Here is a 21,510-nt window from a genome sequence, read left to right on the forward strand (position 1 = left end):
CCGTTCCTCAATTCAATTTTTCATAATACCCTTGAACATCTGCTGCTATATTTGACCATTCGAGCTCTAAAGCTTTTTTCCGTGAAGTCTTACCAATTGCTTCTAAACGTGATTTATCTTGCAATAATGCTACAGTTTCATCAATAAATTTCACATCATTTCCGCTTTCAATTAAAACATTTGAAGTGTCCTTCAAATAGTTTCCATTCCCCCCAACTTTGCTGGTAACAATCGGAAGGCCGCTGGCCATGGCTTCCAAAAGGGAATTACAGGCAGTACTATCCAACATAGGTAAATATAGTAATGATGCCTCTTGGTAAAGCAGACACAACTGTTCATCTTTTACCCCAGTCAAAATATTTACACAGCTATGGGGAACTATTTTATCTTTATAAGCCGGATGAATAACTATATTTATTTTTAAATCCTTTATTTTCTCAGCAAGCGTTGGAACCGTTTTATTAAAAGTCTCAAAATCGCGCAAGTGCTGCCCCACGAATAATAACGTATTCCTTTTCTTATTATAAATATCCGGGGAAAAAAATTGTGTATCTACTCCGTGTGGTATATACGCTACATCATCAATCTGCAACCAATCCTTTAAAAAATCCACTTGATTTATACCTACGGCAATGGCAGCATCCAATTTTTGTAAAGCTGCTGGATTGGGGATGGATTGCTTTAAGATTTCTGGAGGTTTATGAAAGGTGGCACAAAACTTTGTGTTGGGAAAGTTGCGTTTAAAAAACGCCAAATGCCGAATATCCCGTTCTCCATTTAAAAAATGGACTATGTTTTTTTGACTTTTATTTTTTTTTAGCAATTGATAAAGTTCAATCGCTTTTAAAACACTGCCAACATTATAATTCCCTTTTTTTTGAAAGTGTAGCCTTGCTAAAAGCTTAGCAATCCTAAATGGAAACTTGGTAGTGCCGTAAACCACTTTGGCATCCAGATAATCCATCAACCTACCATAGCCAGAATTAGTAGCGTGGTGTTTGGAACGATGATGGATTATAAATTTATTCAAAATCAGTAATTAAAAGGTTGTGGAGAAAAATTGAAGGAGTTATATATCTTTCGTAATACTTACGTGCATTATTTCCTAAAAATTCTCTTTTCTTTCTGTCAACAATTAATTTTTTACAAATTTCAATAAGTTCATTCTCATCTGAAAAATAAACTAAATGCTCTTCATTAATCAATGGATATGGTATTTCATTTGCTAATTTTTCAGCAACTATACATTTTCCTTGAGATAAATATTCTGGTAAGGTCCACCCCGGGGAATCCATCAATCCTTTAGTATAAATGCAAATACCGCTTTTTTTCATTGCCTTCAAAAATGAATGCTGGTCTCCTGCTACATTTGATATTAAATCTGGATATTCAAGTATTGACAACTCATTTCTTTGAAGACCTCCATAAAAATGATCTGGAAAGTTATCTTTTAGTACTTTAATAACACGGACTCTTTGTTGGTTTACTTCTTTGGTATCTTGAGTAAAATTATCAACAAATAAACGTTTTTGATAAAAAATATTTTCAGAGACAATAGATTCAAAACTTTTAAAATCCGATATTTTTCGGGTATTTATAAATCCTTTGAAATTAAGAAGTCCTTTTGTTTTAAAAAGATTGATTCTTTTAAATATTAGACTATCAAATTTAAAAATTTCAATAATCTTGAATTTATAAAATAAGAGCCTCAGTTTATATTTATGTTTTAGCACCTCAGGTCTTACCATAAAAGGTAAACCCATTGGTTTTATTTTAGCGCTAACGTCATTGGAAAGTATTTGTATTATTCTTTCTTGAAAACATCGCTTATAGTAAATATCTGCATTTTTAAGAGCATACTCATCAAAATGATACGGGTTGTCATTTAAATCAAAAGCAACGGTTTTTTTTTCTCCATTATAAAATTTAATCTGTACCCAATTGGTTTTCGTATTTATATGTTTTGAAGATTTTTCAACACCATTCTCAATGGAGATCCTTCCTTTATAATTTAAATTTTTAGAAGCTATTTTAAATTTTATTTTTTCTAATCTACAATATTCTATAATAGAAGTATAAATATAACTTGAGTGGCTAAGTTCTAGAGGAACAAACCATTTTACTTCTTTAACAGAATTGTTTTTATTAGTTTTCACTCATTTAGATTTAAGCTGTAAATATCATATTTATAGAGTTACGCAAAGCATTTTCCGTTTGGGAAAGACTCCACTTTTGCTCCACTGACCGTCTTGCATTTTTACTTAAGCTAAACGGGAGTTCTTTGGACTGCACATAATTCAACACCTTTTCTGCATACATATCTTTAGTGGTCAATATGCCATTAATACCATGCTCAACAATCTCATCTGGGCCTCCCGAGCCTTTAATTGCTGCCACGGGAGTGCCACAGGCCATAGCCTCAACCATCACCATCCCGAAGGATTCATGCGCACTTGGCAACAAAAGCAGGTCAGCTTTTTGATAATAGGGAACCAAAAGGCTTTGCTCTACAGAACCCACAAAATTTATTTGTTTCTCAATATTTAGTTGGGCTGCCAAAGTTTTGAGTTCAGAAAAATAAAGCGCATCGCTTATAGGGCCAACAATAGTTAAAGCAACCTCTTTACTCTGGTTTTCAATAAGAAAAGTCATTGTTTCAAGACAAAGCTCTATTTGTTTTAAGCGTGAAATGCGACCTACAAAAAGCAAATCAATTGTACTGGATGACTTTTCTTTGGGAATAAAGATAGAGGTGTCAATCCCCAAGGGCATTATACGAATATTTAAGTCTTTAAAAACATTGTTCTGCAATAATTCTTTTTTTTGGACTTCCGTGTGAACTATTATGTGATGGGCATTTTTATAGTATTCCTTAGTCTGTAGATCATCAGAAATATGGATACCCCCTATCATTGCAATATAGGGTTTCCCTTTTTTACCAAGCATTTTTGCAAGCTTAAAACAGTAGGCACTGCCGTGGCCAGACATATTGATGATAGTAAGATCTGGGGTATTAAATAAGGAATTCCAATAATGAAAAAGTGAATGTTGCTTTCGCCAGCCATGTCGGTTTTTAATAAGAGGTTTGGTTATGGGCCAAAAGCGTTTTTTAATGCCGTTGATTTTTTTTACAAAAGGAAAAATACTCCCCGTAAAATAGGCTATGGAAACCTCGTAGCCTTCTCCCTGCAACTTTAGCAATGCTCTTTCATGGGGTTTGCTATGTGAATAAAAAAGGTCTTTTTCACTCAAGCCAATGGCCTTGGCGGAGAAGGGATGTAGGAGGGAGATTTTTTTCAAATTAGGTTAATCTTATGGGGTTTATAATTTTCTCCTTTTTAAATTTATTTAGTTTTTTAATTGTCTTCAATCTTAGTTTTGAAGGAGTTTTTAAAGCAATAAAATCATCATATCCATGCATTACAGAACTTCTTAACACAAATTTATTGTATAATTTAATATCAAGTTGGTTGTTTTCTTCCACCTTTATTTTTTGCGATGGAGATAAATCCATTATCTTGAGATAGTCACTATTTTCATTTCTTTTATTTTTTTGATCCAATTTGCCTATAAGTTTGATATTCAAGACATCCTGAAGGTAATTTAGGGATTTATTGTACTCATCTACATTTCCAATAAAATCAAAACGCGAAAGTAAATTTTCTGCATATTTATAATCATTTACACCTGCTATCTTCTTGGTCATAAAATCATAATAAAACTCATTCTTTAAAAATTCATCTATCGAATTCACCCAACCTGCGTCTTTTAAATGATTGTATTGAGAAATATAACGCGATATAGGATTTCTTAAAAATGTAATTCTCTTGGAAGCTGGTAAAAATTCAAGGTAAGGGCGAATACTGTGACCGCCAATACCAGAAGGAAAATAGCGAACTATTTTTTATACTGCAGCGCAGTTAAGTCATTTCGCGTTTCATTGCCCCCATAATTATTTTTTGTAATATGGATATAGCGTGGATAGGTTAAGGACAAAAGCTCATTAAAGGATGTCCCTGCACATTTTTCTATATGGGTAAATAGAAACAATTTAAAATTTCTTAATTTTTACTTTAATCCTTTTCAAAAGGCTTTTTAACTTCTTTTTTTTGATTCTTCTATATTCCTGAGTATAATATCCATCAAATAAATTCTTGAATCCATTTAATGCAATGGTCATGCTTGAGTGCGGTTTATAATGCATCCCTGTATAGCTTATATAAAACTTAACAGGGTTATCATCATACTCAACCTCACAATATTTCATCGTCCGCTTCCAATTGATAAAATGTAGGTACATCACTTCATTAACAGGTTTTCCGTTTTTAAGCTCCAACATTTTGCCATCCTTCCAAAGCCATTTGTCAAGATAGTATTCCTGGTGGGAGTCGCGGCCGTTTTGTTGGTTGCATAAAATGGTTGGCCAATATACATTTATTCCTAAAGACTTTCCATTCCCGTTTTCCTTTAAATACTGCGTGAGTACCACCTCATCGGTCCAACGAAATTCCGGTACTTCAAACAGGGCCTTATAATTGGGCAATTGTTTGTATAGAGAATTTATTTTAGGATTGTTTTTAAAAAGGGTGAAGTGGCCGGAAATATTATAATTTCTACTTGAAATTATATCATAATTATCCAATAAATCTTTGGTCATAAATTTACGGATATCACCCCAAATAATGTCCATATCACAAATACCCCAAAAATCATATTCCTCTATGTTTTTAGCAAATATTTCGGCATAAGCAGGTTTGAGATCACAAAACTTACGGGGGTTTAAGGGTACCTTTGCTTGCACTATTTTATTAACACGTTGATTTAACAAGGGAAGCGTAGTTGGTAAAAAAGTTATATTTGCTGAATTTTTCTTTGGAATTTCACAATCCGTTGGGCAAAGCCAATGTATAGTGGGATTTGCAGCAACCGAAAGCAGATAGGCATCGAACCATAAAGGCCATTTTCCGAAGTACGGGTTTATTAATAGGATCGATTTCATTCCAGTTCCACTTTTTTAAGACTTTTCTCAATACGATAAATTGGGCGGCCAAAAAGTAAAAATAAAGAAACCCAAAATTGAAGTCGAATAGTGAGTATATAATATGGCTCTTTTAAAATAGCTATGAGTTTTTGTAAAAAAAAACGAACCAACTTCCCATCATTTTCATAAAAGGCATTAAACAAGTAATGGATGGAACGTTTATAATGATAATTTGCAATTTCCAGATCGCCCATTTCAATGCCTCTAGAAAGATTGTACATAGAAACCAATCCCATAGATTTTCGATAAGAACTATTATATGATGTTTTATCCCGCACAGATTTAGTAACCTGATGCTGTCGGTACAAATAAAGACCGCCCACTAACTGGACAAAATCGTGGGGATGCAATGTAAAAAAAATCCTTGAAAAAAATTCGTTTTCCTGTCCCCTTTGCAAGGTTTCATCAAATAGCCTTTTTCCCTCTAAAAACGTACGTCTGAACATTATTGAAGGAGACATAATCCCACTTTGCCAAAGCACATATTGTTTAAATAAATTGGTAATAGCTGGCATTGTCTTTAATTTTCTATTTTGCAGATTGGCGTCGGCAGAATATCCATTACAAATGGTCAAAACCGCAGTAGGTGTAAAAATAGCTACTTTTTTCTCCAGAAAGTCAGGTAGCATAATATCATCACTATCAAACCACTGGATATACACTCCCCTACTCATTTCAAACCCATAATTGCGCGCGGCATTTCCTCCGGGCAAACGATCTTTCGGTCGATGGTAATACCTAAATCGGGCATCCTTCCCCATATACTGTGCAAGGGCGTCATCGGTATTGTCCGTACTCCCATCATCCACTACGATGCATTCCCAATTTTGATAGGTCTGGGCCAAAACGGAATCCAGGGTTTCACCAATGAGGTGGGCCCGATTGTATGTGGGGATGATGATGGAAACCAAACCACTCATTAATTTCCCCATTTTCTTTGAGCACTACCCTTTAGCTTACGAAGGTCCATTTTAAAGTTATTAATAATTACTGCAATGGGGTTATCATGAAAATATTTGTCTCTTCTTATCCCAAATGCTGCATTATTTAATTGAACAGTTCTTTTAAATTTAGTGCGGATAGTATTTAATTTGTTTGAACTATGGATTAGCTCTATCCATATCTCCTTTTTATTATAAACTCGTATTTCAGGGTGCCTCTTCCATTCCTGATGCTGTTTACTTAATACCGTTTTAAGTGGAAGCTTGGAAGTCTCTACGAATGAAATAAATTGATTAAAGGGGAAATCGATACTGCGTACATCACATGAACCCATTTCAATATTTACCTGATATCCCTTTGTTAAATCTATAACCATATTGTCTTGTAATATAAATTCATTTTGTATGGTATCAATAAAATCCATATGTACTAAATCATCATTGTCCAATCGGGTAGTTATCACATATGGCAAATGCTTATCCATAGTAGCTTCAATAAAGCTTAGAAAGGTATTTTGCAAATGCTCCATATTATCAATATATATTGGGTGAAAATTCTTTAATTGAATCTTAAATCCATCAATTCGATCCTTAAATTTATCTGGAGTTTCGATATCAAAAAATACACACCAAGTAAAATTATTATTCGTTTGATGCGCTACAGATGGTAAACAGTAATTTTCAAATAGCCTAAAGCGTTCCTCCAACCAGTTGTCTGTCAATACATCCGCTCCTTGCCGGGTGTGCTGCCATTCTTCCGTTCTCAGATTAAATCGGGTAATTAGATAGTGATTCATAATTTATAGAATAATATAACTCTAATTATTTGAAAAATGTCTTTTTCGATCCGCCACAATGAATGCCTCATGTAGGAAGTCTGCGCCAACACAGTATCTAAGGTCTCGCCGATAATGTAGGCGTGTTTGTAGGTGGGGATAGCTATGGAGTCTACTGGTTGGTCTTTCACGGGGTACGTTTCGGAGACAAATTTAAGGAAAAGATATGGGTTTTGGGTGTGGTAGATGCCGAGTGGTAAGTTGTAGAGTCTAAGTGGGAGGTGTGAGGTATGAGGTTTTGTACGTCTCTGATATAATTTATCCTTTGTCCTTTTTTTCTTGGTTGTCAGTATGCGGTTACGGTTGGGGATTTGAGCTTGCCTGATTAAGGTTGTTCTTCTTCTAGTTAATTTGTTTGTTTTAGACAGTATTTTTTCATAGTCAGGGGCTAAAAATATAAAGATGTCGATAATTTATGTGATATACACTAAAAATTAATCGGTTGACATTTACTATTTCTCAACTTTTTATTGTTGATAACTTTACAGATATACTGATATTCAATACATTAACAATTTATTGTTAACAACTGAAAAATATGTGTTGGATAAAACAGTAAATAATCTTCTTAAATTAGCAATGTCCGAAGGAATAGTCCCAAGGACCGCCTGAATAAAAGGGCGCCATTAATTCTATAAAAGCCATGATAAACATCAAGGTCATCCCGAGAGGGAACCCGCAGGACGTGAATGCGCCTGCCAAGTTTTATGCCCATGCCATTGCAACGGGTGAAGTCAGCCTGGAACGGTTGGCGTATTTAGTGTCCAACCAATGTACCGTGCGTGAGAGCGACTGCTATGCAGTGTTGCTTGCCATGATGCACAACGTAGCCGATGAGCTTAGCCAAGGCCGCATTGTGGATATGGGCGTACTGGGTCGGTTTCAAGTGGGCGTACGTTCGGAAGGACTGGATGCGGCGGCAGATGTAAGTACTGCTGCCGTAAGAAGTGCCCACCTTAATTTTAGGCCGGGCAAAAGGCTACGCAAAACGCTAGCCACCCTTGAATACAAACTGATAGACGGATAGCACCCGAAGTTTGTTTAACTCAAATTCCCGGATAGTTCTAGCTGTCCGGGTTTTTTTTTTGCTTGTATTTCAATAAAAATAAACCGCACTATGTTACAAAATCGCTTAGCAAATTGGGAGAACTGATAGGCTATTCATAAAAATCCCTTGGCAATTTTAAATTTTGATCGCTTGGTTTAGACCCCTCCCTATCAATCTCATATTTTATACTAAATATCTTATTTTGTTAGATCAATAAACTTTTTTGCAGGTGCTGGTGGAATCTAGTTTGCGTACAATTTATCAACATAAGGTTTATAACCGGGCGAGACAAATAGCCATAAAAAAAGCTCAAAAATTCGCGACGGATAGCACCACTTGCTTCATTTTGAGCTGTTTGTGTAATTCAAATTCCCGAAAAGTTCTAGCAAATCGAAAACGTGTTATAAAATTACAAGGATTCCCTTAAGGAGAAAAATTTTGATGTTAAATTTTTGTTTTGTCTGAGTAATATTTGATTATATAAGCATTCTATAGGTACTTGCAGGTGAGGCATTATGTGTAGGACACATTAAAAATTAACTTTTCTTTCATTATCCCTTAAGTACAAAAAACCTCCTTTTTTTATACCAAGTTGTCTACTTTTTTCAATTTGGGGAATAATCTGCTTAAGTAAGTCTATTTCCTTCTTTAGATAGTTTGCATTTGAGAAATTCAATTTAAACAGAGCTCTCTGTCTATTCTTTTGTCTCCGTTTTAGAAGCTTATGTAGCTTGTCTAAGTTTTCCTCATTAATATTGGCATACCTCATTTTAAGATTTCTTTCCATTAATTCAAAGTGTTCTTCAGAACCATGGGTTATCTCCATTTGGTATCTTTCTTCCCTATCATGATGTAAAAAAGCTGTAGGCACCACTCCTACTTTATACCCATGGTACCTTACCCGTTGGCAGAAGTTATCATCTTCTCCATAGTGAAAAAACAATGGGTCAAAGCCGCCCACAGTTTCCAATACTTCTTTGGACAACAACCAACCCGCCGCATTTACGAAGGGGACTTGGTAAACTTGCTGCAAGGGGTTCTTAAGAATAAAATCGGAATAGAAATGAGGGTTGTTTTTATAAACCATATAGTTAGAAAAGTTTTCATCCAACTTACCCCCCTTTCCGTTTAAATGGATTGGGCTTAAAACCCCATAGTCAGGGTTTTTTCTTTGAACACTCAAAAGTTTATCCAAACAACCTTCCTGTAAATAAGCATCCTGATTCAGCAGAAAAACATATTCTGCTCTTTGCACAAGCGCATAGTTTATCCCTATATTATTGGCTTGACCAAAACCGAGGTTGTGCTCTTGGGGCATTAAGTGTACTTCTGGATAATTTTCTTTTATAAAGGATACGGTGTTATCAGATGAATGATTATCAACCACAACTACATGGTGTCCATTGCAACTTTCCAAACACCTTTTAATCCAAGGCATGGCATTGTAGGTTACAATAACTATATATATCATTTTATTCGACGTATAAGTAATTTCAAAATTCTTTTCATAGTGAGGGTATTATTGTTAGCTTTTATTTGCTTTTCTAGTCTTGTATTTTGGCGTTCCAGTTTTTTGAGTTTCTCATATAAAAATTTAAAACTTCCCAAATGTTCAACAAAAAATGCTGTATGCTTTAAACTTAAATATTCATAAATTTCTTTATATTGCTGTAAAGTAATTGAGACATTTCTGGAATTCCCCACTTGCCTATAATAGAAACAAACTTTTGGAATTTTATATACTTCTCCGCCATCTTTTAACAGGTGTATCCAAAACTCCCAGTCCTCTAATCCTTTAGTACAGTTTGCATCATACCCACCTATGCGTTCCCAATCTATTTTTTTAAACATAGCACAGTTAAAAATAATATTTCTGGTGGCAAGTTCTTGTAGGGTAAACTCAGGTAAGTCCCATTTTTTTTCCAGCTCGCCAAAATATTCACCTTCACAGTACACCAACTTCAGCTTTTCATTATTCTTAAATCGCCCTAACGCCTTAGCTAAATACTCCTTGCCAATTTTATCGTCAGCATCTAGTGGTAAGACGTAGTCTCCAACCGCTTGTTTTATTCCATTATTTCGTGCTGCTACCACACCGCTATTCTCTTGCTCCAAATATTTAAAACGCTTATCTTTCTTTATCCATTTTTTGGAAATAGTAGCCGTAGCATCAGTAGAACCATCATTAACAATAATACACTCCCATTCCTGATACTCTTGTCTTAGGACGGAGGCAAGTGCTTCTTCAAGATAGCTAGCCTGATTATAACAAGGTACAATTACAGATACCATATCTTCTTACTTTATTATTTTTCTGTAAATTTTTTGCAAGATTTGTTCAAGCTTTGTTTTTTGCTTTGATAATTTCAGTTGGTGTTTTATCTTTTTGCAATTATCATGATCTTTCATAAATAATGGAAATTCTTTCAACAAGACTTCTTTTCTTTCCTTATTTACTAAATCACTATTGTAACTACTTATACCGTCCAAACCAAAGGTAGCTATCACCTCATCATAGTACTGATATGAAAAATTAAGTTTACATATTCCGATAATGAAAAACTTCCAATCCGAAACAATTTTAAGCAATTCATCATACTTAAAATCTTTGAAACAGCTTCTCTTAATAAGTGTCGCAGGATGCGGTATAGTGTCTTTTACAAAATAAGAGAATGATAATGTATTTGGGTATTCTTTTATCCATTGCTTTTCGCCAACAACTTTAATTTTTCCATAATAAATATCATTATCAGGTGAAGAAACTAAAAAATCTTGAAAATAGGATAAAACATTTTTAGAATACAAATAATCACCACTATTCAAAAATAACAAATAGTCGCCAGTAGCCGCGTCAATCCCTTTATTCATTGCATTATAGATGCCTGTATCGGGTTCACTAACCCAATAAGCAAGGGATTCTTGGTGGGCTTCTATATACTCCTTACTACCATCCGTAGAGCCACCGTCAATAACAATGTATTCTATATTGGTATAAGTTTGTTCAAGAACACTAAGTATTGTTCTTTGCAAACCCACAACATCATTAAAATTGATTGTTATAATAGAGATCAGCACACTCGTTTATTTTAAAAATTTGTCTTTATAAACTTCAGTAATTCCTGCTTTCAGTTCAATTTCATGTTCCCACCCTAAACTGTGTATTAAGGATACGTCCAATAATTTTCGGGGAGTGCCATCGGGTTTGGAGGTATTCCAACGAATTTCCCCCTGAAATCCCACAATTTCCTTTATCATTAAAGCTAAGTCTTTTATGGATAAATCTTCGCCTGTACCTATGTTTACCGATACATTGCCTTGATAGGTTTCCATTAAGTGTAAACAAGCCTTTGCCAGATCGTCCACATGTAAAAATTCCCGTTTGGGGGTGCCGGAGCCCCACACCTCAACAGTAGCAGCAGCGTTCAATTTTGCCTCATGAAATTTTCGCAACAATGCCGGTAAAACGTGGGAATTTTTTAAATCGTAATTGTCATTGGGACCATATAAGTTAGTAGGCATTACGGAAATAAAATTACAACCGTATTGCCTATTATAATTTTCACACATTTTTACGCCAGCTATCTTGGCAATGGCATAAGGCTCATTGGTTGGCTCAAGCAGGCCTGTAAGTAAATATTCCTCTTTTATGGGCTGGGGTGCAAATTTTGGATAGATACAGGAAGAAGCCAGAAACAATAGTTTTTTAACGCTGTGAACATAACTTTGATGGATTACATTATTTTGAATCATCAAATTTTCATATAAAAAATCAGCTCTATAGGTATTGTTGGCTTCTATACCACCTACTTTGGCCGCTGCGAGGAAAACATATTCTGGCTTTTCCTTTTCAAAAAAGGATTTTACCTCACTTTGAACCCGCAAGTCCAGTTCTTTGGATGTTTTAAGAAGCAAATTTGTGTAGCCCAAAGCCTCTAAAAGTCTAACAATTGCTGAACCAACCATTCCATTATGACCCGCAACATATATCTTGGCTTTTTTATCCATGCTCTTAATTCTTAACTATTCGTGGTAATCTAAGGTGTCGTGCCCAGCGTCGCGCAAATATTTTTCTTTTTTAAAAAGTTTTAAATCTGCTTCCATCATTTCGGCAACCAACTGGGGCAAGGTATGCTTGGGCGACCAATTTAATTTTTGCTGACATTTGGCAGCATCGCCAATCAATAAGTCAACTTCTGTGGGGCGATGGTAATTAGGATCTACCCTAACCACCACTTTCCCTTTGGGCAACTGATATTCCGGATTGTCGCAAGATACCACTGTGCCCACTTCATTTTCGTTTTCCCCACTAAAATTTAGGGATATTCCCACTTCAGCAAAAGCCATTGCTACAAATTCCCTAACGGAAGTTGTTTTTCCCGTTGCAATTACATAATCATCAGGTTTATCCTGTTGCAGCATCAGCCACATTGCCTCTACGTAGTCCTTGGCGTGGCCCCAGTCGCGTCTTGCATTTAGATTGCCCAAGTAGAGTGTATCCTGCATTCCCAATACTATTTTTGCAGTGGCGCGGGTAATCTTACGGGTAACAAAGGTTTCGCCTCTTAGGGGAGATTCGTGGTTAAATAAGATACCGTTACAAGCAAAGATATTGTATGCCTCTCTGTAATTTACCGTAATCCAATAGCCGTATAGTTTTGCAACCCCATATGGGCTTCGTGGGTAAAAGGGGGTTTTTTCGGTCTGTGGCACTTGTTGTACCAGACCGTAAAGTTCTGATGTTGAGGCTTGATATATTTTTGTTTTCTGGGTTAGCCCCAGCAAACGAACGGCTTCCAATATTCGCAATGTCCCCAAACCATCCACATTGGCAGTATATTCAGGAGTATCAAAACTTACTTTAACGTGCGACATTGCGCCAAGGTTGTAAATTTCATCGGGCTGTACTTCCTGAATGATGCGGGTAAGATTCATGGAATCGCTCAAATCGCCATAATGCAATTTAAAGCGAATGCTTTTTTCGTGGGGGTCTTGGTATAGATGGTCTATACGGGAAGTATTAAAAGACGAGGCCCTTCTTTTAATTCCATGTACCTGATAGCCTTTTTCTAACAATAACTCTGCTAAATAAGCACCGTCCTGTCCAGTAATTCCTGTAATTAATGCTATTTTCATGGGTTTAAAATTAAGCTAAATTTATTAACTTATTTTTTTCAATGTTTTATTTATATAATAGACTGGCGGAAAGAATTTGAATTTGGCTCCTATAACTATTTGTAAATAATACTTCCATTGTTTGTTGCCCTTTAAAAAATATCTAAGAGATTTTCTTAAATAGAAAAAGCGCATCCTTAGGTTTAAATTATCTAACAATTGCTTTATGTTTCTAGAAATATACCAATTATAAACACTTAAAATATCTTGTGAGCGATAATGCCCTTCATAAAGTTTTTTTACGTACTCATTAGTTAAACGTTTTTCAGAAATAAAATGGGAAAAAACTAATTGATTTGAGTACCATATTTTATAATCCATAAGCAATACCCATTTGCATATTTCGCTGTCATCCCCAGATGATAAAATCTTACCGGTTCTACCCAAAAGCAGGCTCTTAAATCCTGCATCATATAATGAGGTTAATATATTACGCGGAATTACTAGACCCGCTCCCCAAACATACCCCCGTTCACTTATGTCTCCATCATTTTCGGCTTGCTTCCCTACTGCATACCCCAAACGTTTGCTTTCCCACCAATCGGGTGCTTCAATTTCCAAAACACCTTTTGACTGTCCTCCCAAAGCACCAATTACCGGGTTTGCTTTCATAATTTCAAAGGCAGTGTTCAAATAGTCTGATTGAAGCCAATTGTCATCATCACAAAAAACAATAATTTCTCCTCGGCTAGCCAAAACACCTGTTTTTCGCGCATGAGACAATCCGGGAATTTTTTCAGATACGATCTTGAGCGGTATCTCTGGTTTAATTCTATTCCACAAATCTTTTGCAATAACAACAGTATTGTCTGTGGAGTTATTATCTACTAAAACAACTTCAAAAGCTAAAGAAGATTTTAGCTGTTGCTTTGATAAGTACCGCAACGTATCCTTAATTAATTTTTCGCTATTGTAGCAACAAATAATAACAGAAATATCAACTTTGCTCAAAATGAATAATTAAAAAGTTCCAGATCTTCTTTATAATATTCCTCCAAAATCTTTCTCGTATTGTGATTGAGTAATTTTGAATAAAGTGTATCGCTTTTCGTTGCTACATTTATGCGTTGAAGATTTGGTATAAAAGGAATATCAATAATATTACAGATATTTCTAAGATGGAAATCTAAATCTTCAAACCTACCCAAATATTTAATATCCAAGTTGCCGTTCTTGTTCTTTAACCAAAAACTTTGAGGAAACCATTGTATATGAGGTGGATTATGAACCAGCCTACCTTCTTTTAAATAATTTGCAGCTTCTTCTATAGTTGCGCCTTTTAATAAATCATAATCCATATGTTTTCCATAAATAGCTTTTTCTGGATTTATTGAAGAATGATAATACGATTCATCCAATCTTGCATAGTTATACAAGGATATGAACCGGCTAAAGGGGTTTCTTACAAAGGCAAACGAAAACATGTTTTTATAATGTTCCGCACCCAAAAGATCAATATATTCCTTAACTGTATTATGGTGTGACACTTCAATATTTAAAACATTGCTTAAAGAAGTACCAGCGTTTTTAGGAATATGCACAAAAATAAAATCATGGGCATAAGATATATTATCAGCTTTGAATTTCTTTTTTACTTCAGGTTTTTTGAAAAATTTGCGAATCATGTATTCAGGCTTTTTATAGCTTTCTGAAATTGTTTATAAACATAGCGATATACCATTACATCGGCATGGATATATTTGCAATAATCATCATTATTTTCAAAAAAGGATTGAACTTGCTTTACTTCCATTAATTTAACGCTTGTTTTATTATCCGCATTGACTTGTGGTAAAACTTTCCAACCCAATTTATATTTGAACAAAGAAAGTGAATCTTCAAATCGTTCGGTAATCCCTATGACGGCAAAATGTTGTTCTAGATTTTGGATAGCTTCAAGGGCATGGCTTTCCTTAATCATTCCATTTGGCACTTTATCAAAATCATTAGCTGTTAACAATCTTGTAATTCCATTGTCGGCAGCCATAGCCAGGCCACTGTCCAAAAACTGCTTCAAATCCATATTCTGTTTGTTTATAGTTGAATACAAATCAATTTCTCTCAAATAATTGTATAGGGAGCACAAACGGGCTAAGGGTTCCCGGACCATCGTAAAATAAACCGCATCTTTTCTCAGAAATTGGTGAGAGCCGAAAAAGTGATGCCCTCTCAACAAATCAATTTTCTTTCTATAACTCAATGGTTGTTTTTTAAAATAGTTATAGGAGTTTCGGTAATCTGCTCCATCAATGACATAAATTTTCTCCTTGACATAGTTGGCATCAATACTGTTCATAAGAGAAGTACCACCGCTTTTGTGGATATGGAGAAAGATGTGTGGGCTTTTTTTGTTAAACTTGAGATTTAAATTATTTCTTGATTTTTTATTATCATTTGTTGCAGATTTTAGTTTTTGATGATCAAGCTCTAATAATTCATCGAATTGTCGATCACTATAAAGTCTAAGTTTTTCTCTGTGCACAGGCTTTTCTAAAAACTTTAAATTCTTCAGGAAATACTTTGTATGATCTAATACTGAATTTAAAACATCCAATTTCACGTAATCAACTTCCTTAGAAATAAGTTCTTCTAGAACAATTCTCAATTGGTTGTAGTTATAAAACAACATAGATTTTTCAGACACCTTCTCATTCAACCAATTCTTATCATCACCGATATGGAAAGTAAGGTTTGAATTTTGAAGCCAAATGGATTTTTTAGCAAAGTGTATTAAATTACATATTAAAATTAACCCAACCGGCCCAGTTCCAATTACAGCATTGTGCAACTGGAGGACTGGTATAATGGTTTTTTTTATCACAAAACAGTCAATGCCTTCATGGTTTGTTCCTTTTATACCATAAAGGCTTGATAAGTTATAATTATCATTTTCTGGGTTAATAGTATTCCGATTTATACAAATAGCATCATACCCACTTTTAATATATTCAGCAATCGATACGTAAAAATTAGGATACAGGGCTATATCTACGTTACTATAAATAATATAATCAGACTCTGTGTCTTCTTTTATTGTTCTATCAAAAATATCTGCAAGCAAAGGCAACCTTTTAATCGAATCAAAAGTTCCAAAATCTAATATAGACCTCTCTAAATCTTTCGTTTTAGTAAAGAATCTTGGAATTATATTATGGTCTTCTGGATATTGAGTGGTTAACAAATTAACTTTAATTTCACTCTCTACGAATTGCTTTGCTCTCCACATCGTTTCAAAAGTAACTGGTTGGGCAACAAACAGGTCTGAAGCTTCAGAAACTTTTACAGGATTTATAATATGGGTTAGTGAAATCATTGCTTACGTTTTGGTTGTAAAAGTAATTTAAAATACACTTCCCAAAATAATTGGTTTCCGACATCCATTTTTCTCCAGTGGTTCAATATGCTTCTTAAAGATTTTTTCCTTCCAATTCTATGCATACCGGAAGTATATAACTTAAGAATCCCTTTTTTAAACGACAACTTATTGCAATTAAGAAACTCAAAAGCTTGGCACCACATTTCAACCAATTTTAATCGAGTTTTTAGATAGTCTTCATTTTTTCTCAATGACTTCGAAGCCAATCCGTGTTCGTGCACTCTGTATACCGCCATGTTTTCGCTCAAATATCCAAATTGACCATATTTAGCCAATAAAAAACATAGTGCAAAATCTCCAAATATAGCCTGTTTTAAAAAATCATTTTTAAGATCATCAGCCGTTAGGCAATTCCTAAAAACCATAGTTCGGGTTTGGGGTTGTATTTTAAAAGAAAACAAATCACTTGCATCATTTATAGCTACATCATTTAGCTCTTTAAACCGTTGATCCTCGGTTAAGTTTTTTCCAGACAGTTTAAGTTGGGAATGATGGCACAAGCTACAGTTTATATTATTTTCCAAAAAATCTACTTGTTTTTGCAGTTTTAAAGGGTCTGCCCAATAGTCATCACCTTCACAGAGGGCTATGTACTTGCCTTTACAAGCCTTTAAGTTTTCAATCATATTGAAGCGGCCTGTAGCATTTCCGTTTATATAAATTACGTCCTTACGGCTACGTAGAAACAATTTTATTTTTTCAGGATGGGTATCTGCATAGGCTTTACAAATTTCACGAGTACCATCCGTACTTTCATCTTCCCCTAAAATTAATTCAAATGTGAAAGTGGTTTGTTGCATCAAGATACTGTCCAAGCATTTTTTGATGTAGTTTTTATGGTTATAGGTTACAACACTTATTGATACTAATGGCTTCTTCAAATCTCTATAAAAATATTTCTAGTTTAGTTCCTATTAAATCTTTATCAATTTCTTGTAAAATTTCTTTAGGTAAAAATTTTTTCCATTTATCATCTGACTGATTTATTCTAAACACTGAGTATGCTTCATTGGCTAGATCTACTTTTTGACCATTTTTTAGGAAATCTAATGTCTGAATTCCGAAATCTAATTTCAAGAAATCAAAGATACGCTTAACTTCTACCTCAGTATTAAGCAATAGTTGAGAATAATCAACTAAATAAAATCGTTCTGGATATTTATCCTTCAATTTGAGAAACATTTGAGCAACTTCTTTCCATTTTTGATAACCATAAAACTCTTCTTTGGAATTGTTATTCTTAGAAGGTGCGTTCTTCCATTCTTCAAAAATGTTCCATTCCTCTTTATTAAATTCCTTTGGGGCTTCTATCCAAGATGCTATTACACTTTTAGGGTTTCTAACAATACCTAACACCATAACTGAGTCATCCTTTTTCATCATATTTTCAATAATATGATGATATCGAGCTTCTTTATAAACTATATGGGTAGGAGTTTTTTTAGCAAAACTAGGTATCAACTGTTTTTGTTTACCTTCTTTCTGAATTAAAAAATCATCTTGACTTTTGGATATTTCGTTAAAAAAAGCATCAATCTTTTCATTTGTTGCGTTTTCATCCAAAAAAGATTTGAAGGCATATGAAAAAAGAGGTTGATTTCTATAAATCACTTCTTTAGAAGAATCAATTATAGCTCCTAACCAAGAAGTGCCTGACCTTGGAACGCCATGAAGTGCCACTTTATTTAGTTTCATGCTTTTTTATTAATATATCAAAACAATGATCTGAATTTATTTGATAATTTGGTTGGGTAATAATTTGAAATGTGGTTTGTGGAAAACAACTGTTCATCGCCCTAAAAAAATCTTTTTGAAACCAATATCCAATCTTTGGTGTTCTATTTACTACCCTTTTGAAATAATCCTGATGATATTCTTTTTTGTCAATGTAATTCCATTTTCTTTCTAAATCTGGAATATCACCAATATATATTTGTCCATTTTTTTTCAAATTTTTAATACACTTTTCTATTAGCAAAAAAGCATCTCTTTCGTCAAAATGTTGAATTGAAAAATAAATAATTATCGTATTAAAAAAACTTGCTTCTATTTCAAATTTTCTTACATCCGCAAGGATTGTTTTTAAATTACTATCTAAATAGCGTTCCCGAAATTGGCTTAATAATTTAGTCGAATAATCAACCCCAACGGCATGCTTGCAAAAAGGAGCCAATTCTCCTAGTAAAACTCCATTACCACAACACAACTCTAATACATTAGATTCTGGATTAATATTTAATATGTTAATTAAACTATGAACGGTTTTAGTCCACTCTTCAGGGGCTACACTCTTTCCTTTCTTAGTTCTTGCTATATTGGCCTGCAGATCTTTACCAACATTCACAATCTTATCATCATTGAAATTGTCTTTCCAATAATTATCTATTTCGTTTTCAGGATTGTCCATAAAATTGTTTTATAACCTCTGCCAAATTTTTTATATCATTTTTGTTAATATCTTGATGTATTGGAAGGTTTAATATGCTATTTGAAATTTTTTGCATTTCATCATATTTATCTTCATTAAGTGGGACTATTAAACGATAATATAAGGCTATAACTGTCATATTTTTTTCAACTAACCAAAAATACAATCTCTCTCTTAAATCATTTTCCACAATTATTGGATAAGTATGGGGAATATCTTTCTGTGTCAATGATCTTAAGGGATAAACCCCCTCAATACCTTTAATCTCAGCATCTAATATTTTATAGTTTTCTTGTCTTTTAGAGGCAATCTTTTCAGCATCATACTGAAGCAGTTGATATGAAAGTTTATCTTCAAATTGTATTTCATTAGTAGAAAGTGTTACTAAATTCATATTGTTTTGTACAACTAGTCCACCGTTTTTAAACGGGAAATTTTTATGTAACGAATAGAAAACATAATCACCAAAACTACCCGCATCTGTAAAAACTGATAAATTGTAACTGTATAAATGAGCACAATCTTCTACAACAATTAGATTGTGTTTTTTGCAAAGTGAAACTATTTCTTCAATATTATTAATTTTAAACCCAAAGTAATGGACTAACAAAATCAAGTCGTATTTATTTTTTGATATACACCTTTCTATTTCATCTTTTGATATACTTAAATCATTATTTAATAAATAAAAATCATGCGGTAAATTAAGCTTACTAATTGGATCATAAATACCAGATCCTTCTCTATCTGTGATACCAATGTATGCAGGTAATAAAACTTTGGATTCTGGTCTAAGGGTTTTTAAGATTAATTCCCACCCTTCTCTTGCAGAATTCGTGAAAAAAACTTTCTTCCTATATGCCTCGGGATCCGTTGCAGTTTTACTAATCATTGGTAATCTTATATTGGTCCAACATTTGATTTACTGATTCTATATCATTAAACATCAAAACATCTATTATAGATAAATAAGGAACAAAATCATGTTCAAATTGGTTATATGATACTTGGTTCAATTCCAAAAACTTTAAGTCAATACCAGCCTTATTATATTTATTAGAATCAAAAAAATCTTTGCCCCCAGGAGGATTATAGTACCCATTTGCTCCCATAGCTTTACAGATATTCAATGCCCATTCATCTGGTTCATTTACACCTTCTATCTTAACATCCATTTTGGACCATATTTTTATTGGTGTAATTATGTCAAGATAATTACAAATCTTCTGCAAGGCTATAAAGTTGAGTATTACAATGGAATTTGTTTTATTCTCAAAAATTTCTTCCAACAAACCTATAACTTCCTTGTAATATGGTGCCCTTTTTTTATATGGAACTAATTGTGCCAATATTTTATTTTTCCAATTCTCATCATTATTAATAACAACTTTATTTATTGGAGTGTCTCTGGCATGCTTTTTTAATGGAACCTTAATGTATAATGTTTCACCATTTAGCTTTAACACCTTATTCCTTTCAATCCAACCATGCCGAATAAATTGCGGCGTATCAAACAAAATAAATTGGTCAACCCGCTTAATAAGCGCAAAATAGCCAAGATAAGGCATAAAATAGGGTTGCATGATTCCTAACGTCATAAATTTTTATTTACAGTATTTACGATCTCCATTAAGGAATTAACGGATAAATCATGAAAAAGCGGTAAACACAAAACACGTTTAGCGATGCTATCAGCTATATTACAGCTATTAGATTGAATATATGGAAGCCTTTCAAGACTAGGGTAGAAATATCTTCTTGGGAAAATATTATCTTTATTAAGCTCTAAAACTACTTTGGTTAAAATCGCTTCGCTCTCAAAAATAACAGGATAATAACTATAGTTCCAATCAACTTCAGGCCGAATTTTAATATTAGATAATTTGGTAAAATCTAAGTTAGAATCATAAAATTCACAAACCGCTTGTCTAGCTTTACTGATTTGTTTTAAATATGGAAAAACGGCCAATCCCATGGCGGCTTGCAATTCGCTCATTTTAGCGTTGATACCTAGACTAACTAAAGAGTAAGGCCCAGTATGTCCGAAATTATGATAATGGTATAGTTTATTAAACAGATTATTATCATTTGCAAAAATAGCTCCTCCCTCTCCCGTATGAAACACTTTAGTGGCGTGGAAACTGCAGGTACTAACATCGCCATATTCAAAAATACTTTTGCCTTTATACGTTACCCCAAAAGAATGGGCAGCGTCGTAAATAACTTTTAGGTTGTGTTTTTTTGCGATGGCTTCTATTTCATCAACTGCACAGGGATTTCCAAATACGTGAGTTGCTAAAATACCCGTCGTTTTTGAAGTAATGGCTGCTTCAATTTTGGCTTCATCGATGGTAAGATATTCTGGATGAATATCTACAAAAACAGGTGTACAGCCTTCCCATACAATACTACTGGTGGTTGCCACATAGCTAAAGGGTGTCGTAATTATTTCTCCCTTTAAGCCTAGTGCCTTAATCGCTATCTGCAATGGCAAGGTGCCATTGGTTGTGGCAATTATATTTGAGACTTGAAGATAGGCCTTTAGTTTTTCTTCAAGCTCTTTAACCAAAGCACCCCGGTTGGTAATCCAGCCTGCATCCCACGCTCTTTTTAAAATAGCATTGTATTCTCTTTGGGGCGGTAAAAAGGTTTTGGTTACGTTAATCAC

The 21,510-nt window shown here is 34.1% G+C and carries 22 protein-coding genes; 1 reads left to right on the forward strand and 21 read right to left on the reverse strand.

Annotated features, from left to right (window positions below):
- Nucleotides 1-7 precede the first annotated feature (7 nt).
- From AC58DT_RS02090 to AC58DT_RS02120, 7 genes are all read right to left on the reverse strand, one after another.
- On the reverse strand, nt 8-1,030 hold the full coding sequence (locus tag AC58DT_RS02090) for a glycosyltransferase family 4 protein (protein WP_497215124.1): 1,023 nt from the start codon (nt 1,028-1,030) through the stop codon (nt 8-10).
- A complete protein-coding gene (locus AC58DT_RS02095) occupies nt 1,023-2,156 on the reverse strand; it encodes a glycosyltransferase (RefSeq protein WP_497215125.1) in 1,134 nt (377 codons plus the stop codon). Before AC58DT_RS02095 ends, AC58DT_RS02090 begins: the two co-directional genes overlap by 8 nt.
- 10 nt (nt 2,157-2,166) lie before the next feature.
- Nucleotides 2,167-3,300 (reverse strand): glycosyltransferase family 4 protein, encoded by a 1,134-nt coding sequence (locus tag AC58DT_RS02100; protein ID WP_497215126.1) that lies wholly within the window; start codon nt 3,298-3,300, stop codon nt 2,167-2,169.
- Nucleotide 3,301: 1 nt separating this feature from the next.
- Nucleotides 3,302-3,901: a sulfotransferase family 2 domain-containing protein gene (locus AC58DT_RS02105; RefSeq protein WP_497215323.1), complete on the reverse strand. Its 600-nt coding sequence runs from the start codon at nt 3,899-3,901 to the stop codon at nt 3,302-3,304.
- Nucleotides 3,902-4,051: 150 nt separating this feature from the next.
- Nucleotides 4,052-4,999 (reverse strand): DUF6625 family protein, encoded by a 948-nt coding sequence (locus AC58DT_RS02110; protein WP_497215128.1) that lies wholly within the window; start codon nt 4,997-4,999, stop codon nt 4,052-4,054.
- A complete protein-coding gene (locus AC58DT_RS02115) occupies nt 4,996-5,973 on the reverse strand; it encodes a glycosyltransferase family 2 protein (RefSeq protein WP_497215129.1) in 978 nt (325 codons plus the stop codon). The genes AC58DT_RS02110 and AC58DT_RS02115 overlap by 4 nt, the downstream gene beginning before the upstream one ends.
- Nucleotides 5,961-6,779 carry a glycosyltransferase gene (locus AC58DT_RS02120; protein WP_497215130.1) on the reverse strand — a complete coding sequence of 273 codons (819 nt, stop codon included), beginning with the start codon at nt 6,777-6,779 and terminating at the stop codon, nt 5,961-5,963. The genes AC58DT_RS02115 and AC58DT_RS02120 overlap by 13 nt, the downstream gene beginning before the upstream one ends.
- Nucleotides 6,780-7,461: 682 nt before the next feature.
- Between AC58DT_RS02120 and AC58DT_RS02125 the strand changes: the two genes are divergently transcribed.
- Nucleotides 7,462-7,845 carry an HU family DNA-binding protein gene (locus AC58DT_RS02125; RefSeq protein WP_497215132.1) on the forward strand — a complete coding sequence of 128 codons (384 nt, stop codon included), beginning with the start codon at nt 7,462-7,464 and terminating at the stop codon, nt 7,843-7,845.
- 550 nt (nt 7,846-8,395) lie between these two features.
- Here AC58DT_RS02125 and AC58DT_RS02130 read toward each other — a convergent pair.
- From AC58DT_RS02130 to AC58DT_RS02195, 14 genes are read right to left on the reverse strand one after another with little or no spacing between them, the layout of a single operon-like run.
- Nucleotides 8,396-9,337 carry a glycosyltransferase gene (locus tag AC58DT_RS02130; RefSeq protein ID WP_497215133.1) on the reverse strand — a complete coding sequence of 314 codons (942 nt, stop codon included), beginning with the start codon at nt 9,335-9,337 and terminating at the stop codon, nt 8,396-8,398.
- Entirely contained in the window at nt 9,334-10,158 is an 825-nt protein-coding gene (locus AC58DT_RS02135) for a glycosyltransferase family 2 protein (RefSeq protein ID WP_497215134.1), read from the reverse strand. Before AC58DT_RS02135 ends, AC58DT_RS02130 begins: the two co-directional genes overlap by 4 nt.
- A 6-nt stretch (nt 10,159-10,164) precedes the next feature.
- Nucleotides 10,165-10,941, reverse strand: coding sequence for a glycosyltransferase family 2 protein (locus AC58DT_RS02140; protein ID WP_497215136.1), 777 nt, complete (start codon nt 10,939-10,941; stop codon nt 10,165-10,167).
- A gap of 6 nt (nt 10,942-10,947) precedes the next feature.
- The gene (locus AC58DT_RS02145; protein WP_497215137.1) at nt 10,948-11,871 is read right to left on the reverse strand and encodes a GDP-L-fucose synthase family protein; all 924 of its coding nucleotides are present in this window, start codon (nt 11,869-11,871) and stop codon (nt 10,948-10,950) included.
- 15 nt (nt 11,872-11,886) lie between these two features.
- Nucleotides 11,887-12,999 (reverse strand): GDP-mannose 4,6-dehydratase, encoded by a 1,113-nt coding sequence (gene gmd, locus AC58DT_RS02150; RefSeq protein WP_497215138.1) that lies wholly within the window; start codon nt 12,997-12,999, stop codon nt 11,887-11,889.
- Nucleotides 13,000-13,023: 24 nt separating this feature from the next.
- Nucleotides 13,024-13,989 carry a glycosyltransferase gene (locus tag AC58DT_RS02155; RefSeq protein ID WP_497215139.1) on the reverse strand — a complete coding sequence of 322 codons (966 nt, stop codon included), beginning with the start codon at nt 13,987-13,989 and terminating at the stop codon, nt 13,024-13,026.
- Nucleotides 13,986-14,663 (reverse strand): sulfotransferase family 2 domain-containing protein, encoded by a 678-nt coding sequence (locus AC58DT_RS02160; protein WP_497215140.1) that lies wholly within the window; start codon nt 14,661-14,663, stop codon nt 13,986-13,988. Before AC58DT_RS02160 ends, AC58DT_RS02155 begins: the two co-directional genes overlap by 4 nt.
- Nucleotides 14,660-16,351: a sulfotransferase family 2 domain-containing protein gene (locus AC58DT_RS02165; protein WP_497215141.1), complete on the reverse strand. Its 1,692-nt coding sequence runs from the start codon at nt 16,349-16,351 to the stop codon at nt 14,660-14,662. The genes AC58DT_RS02160 and AC58DT_RS02165 overlap by 4 nt, the downstream gene beginning before the upstream one ends.
- Complete coding sequence (locus tag AC58DT_RS02170) at nt 16,348-17,295, reverse strand: glycosyltransferase family 2 protein (RefSeq protein WP_497215142.1); 948 nt, start codon at nt 17,293-17,295, stop codon at nt 16,348-16,350. Before AC58DT_RS02170 ends, AC58DT_RS02165 begins: the two co-directional genes overlap by 4 nt.
- A gap of 4 nt (nt 17,296-17,299) precedes the next feature.
- On the reverse strand, nt 17,300-18,109 hold the full coding sequence (locus AC58DT_RS02175; protein ID WP_497215143.1) for a sulfotransferase domain-containing protein: 810 nt from the start codon (nt 18,107-18,109) through the stop codon (nt 17,300-17,302).
- Nucleotides 18,096-18,821: a class I SAM-dependent methyltransferase gene (locus AC58DT_RS02180; protein ID WP_497215144.1), complete on the reverse strand. Its 726-nt coding sequence runs from the start codon at nt 18,819-18,821 to the stop codon at nt 18,096-18,098. Before AC58DT_RS02180 ends, AC58DT_RS02175 begins: the two co-directional genes overlap by 14 nt.
- Nucleotides 18,808-19,734 (reverse strand): DegT/DnrJ/EryC1/StrS family aminotransferase, encoded by a 927-nt coding sequence (locus AC58DT_RS02185; RefSeq protein WP_497215145.1) that lies wholly within the window; start codon nt 19,732-19,734, stop codon nt 18,808-18,810. The genes AC58DT_RS02180 and AC58DT_RS02185 overlap by 14 nt, the downstream gene beginning before the upstream one ends.
- Nucleotides 19,727-20,440 carry a WbqC family protein gene (locus tag AC58DT_RS02190; RefSeq protein ID WP_497215146.1) on the reverse strand — a complete coding sequence of 238 codons (714 nt, stop codon included), beginning with the start codon at nt 20,438-20,440 and terminating at the stop codon, nt 19,727-19,729. The genes AC58DT_RS02185 and AC58DT_RS02190 overlap by 8 nt, the downstream gene beginning before the upstream one ends.
- On the reverse strand, nt 20,437-21,510 hold the full coding sequence (locus AC58DT_RS02195; RefSeq protein WP_497215147.1) for a DegT/DnrJ/EryC1/StrS family aminotransferase: 1,074 nt from the start codon (nt 21,508-21,510) through the stop codon (nt 20,437-20,439). Before AC58DT_RS02195 ends, AC58DT_RS02190 begins: the two co-directional genes overlap by 4 nt.

Source organism: Aequorivita sp. CRS11, from assembly GCF_059693805.1.

What these genes read in the sequence shown, in the direction of transcription:
- AC58DT_RS02125 (WP_497215132.1), top strand. Translation starts at nt 7,462, where the DNA reads ATGATAAACATCAAGGTCATCCCGAGAGGGAACCCGCAGGACGTGAAT.
- AC58DT_RS02185 (WP_497215145.1), bottom strand. Translation starts at nt 19,734, where the DNA reads ATGATTAGTAAAACTGCAACGGATCCCGAGGCATATAGGAAGAAAGTT.
- AC58DT_RS02145 (WP_497215137.1), bottom strand. Translation starts at nt 11,871, where the DNA reads ATGGATAAAAAAGCCAAGATATATGTTGCGGGTCATAATGGAATGGTT.
- AC58DT_RS02175 (WP_497215143.1), bottom strand. Translation starts at nt 18,109, where the DNA reads ATGAAACTAAATAAAGTGGCACTTCATGGCGTTCCAAGGTCAGGCACT.
- AC58DT_RS02190 (WP_497215146.1), bottom strand. Translation starts at nt 20,440, where the DNA reads ATGACGTTAGGAATCATGCAACCCTATTTTATGCCTTATCTTGGCTAT.
- AC58DT_RS02120 (WP_497215130.1), bottom strand. Translation starts at nt 6,779, where the DNA reads ATGAATCACTATCTAATTACCCGATTTAATCTGAGAACGGAAGAATGG.
- AC58DT_RS02115 (WP_497215129.1), bottom strand. Translation starts at nt 5,973, where the DNA reads ATGGGGAAATTAATGAGTGGTTTGGTTTCCATCATCATCCCCACATAC.
- AC58DT_RS02135 (WP_497215134.1), bottom strand. Translation starts at nt 10,158, where the DNA reads ATGGTATCTGTAATTGTACCTTGTTATAATCAGGCTAGCTATCTTGAA.
- AC58DT_RS02130 (WP_497215133.1), bottom strand. Translation starts at nt 9,337, where the DNA reads ATGATATATATAGTTATTGTAACCTACAATGCCATGCCTTGGATTAAA.
- AC58DT_RS02165 (WP_497215141.1), bottom strand. Translation starts at nt 16,351, where the DNA reads ATGATTTCACTAACCCATATTATAAATCCTGTAAAAGTTTCTGAAGCT.
- AC58DT_RS02180 (WP_497215144.1), bottom strand. Translation starts at nt 18,821, where the DNA reads ATGGACAATCCTGAAAACGAAATAGATAATTATTGGAAAGACAATTTC.
- gmd (WP_497215138.1), bottom strand. Translation starts at nt 12,999, where the DNA reads ATGAAAATAGCATTAATTACAGGAATTACTGGACAGGACGGTGCTTAT.
- AC58DT_RS02160 (WP_497215140.1), bottom strand. Translation starts at nt 14,663, where the DNA reads ATGATTCGCAAATTTTTCAAAAAACCTGAAGTAAAAAAGAAATTCAAA.
- AC58DT_RS02110 (WP_497215128.1), bottom strand. Translation starts at nt 4,999, where the DNA reads ATGAAATCGATCCTATTAATAAACCCGTACTTCGGAAAATGGCCTTTA.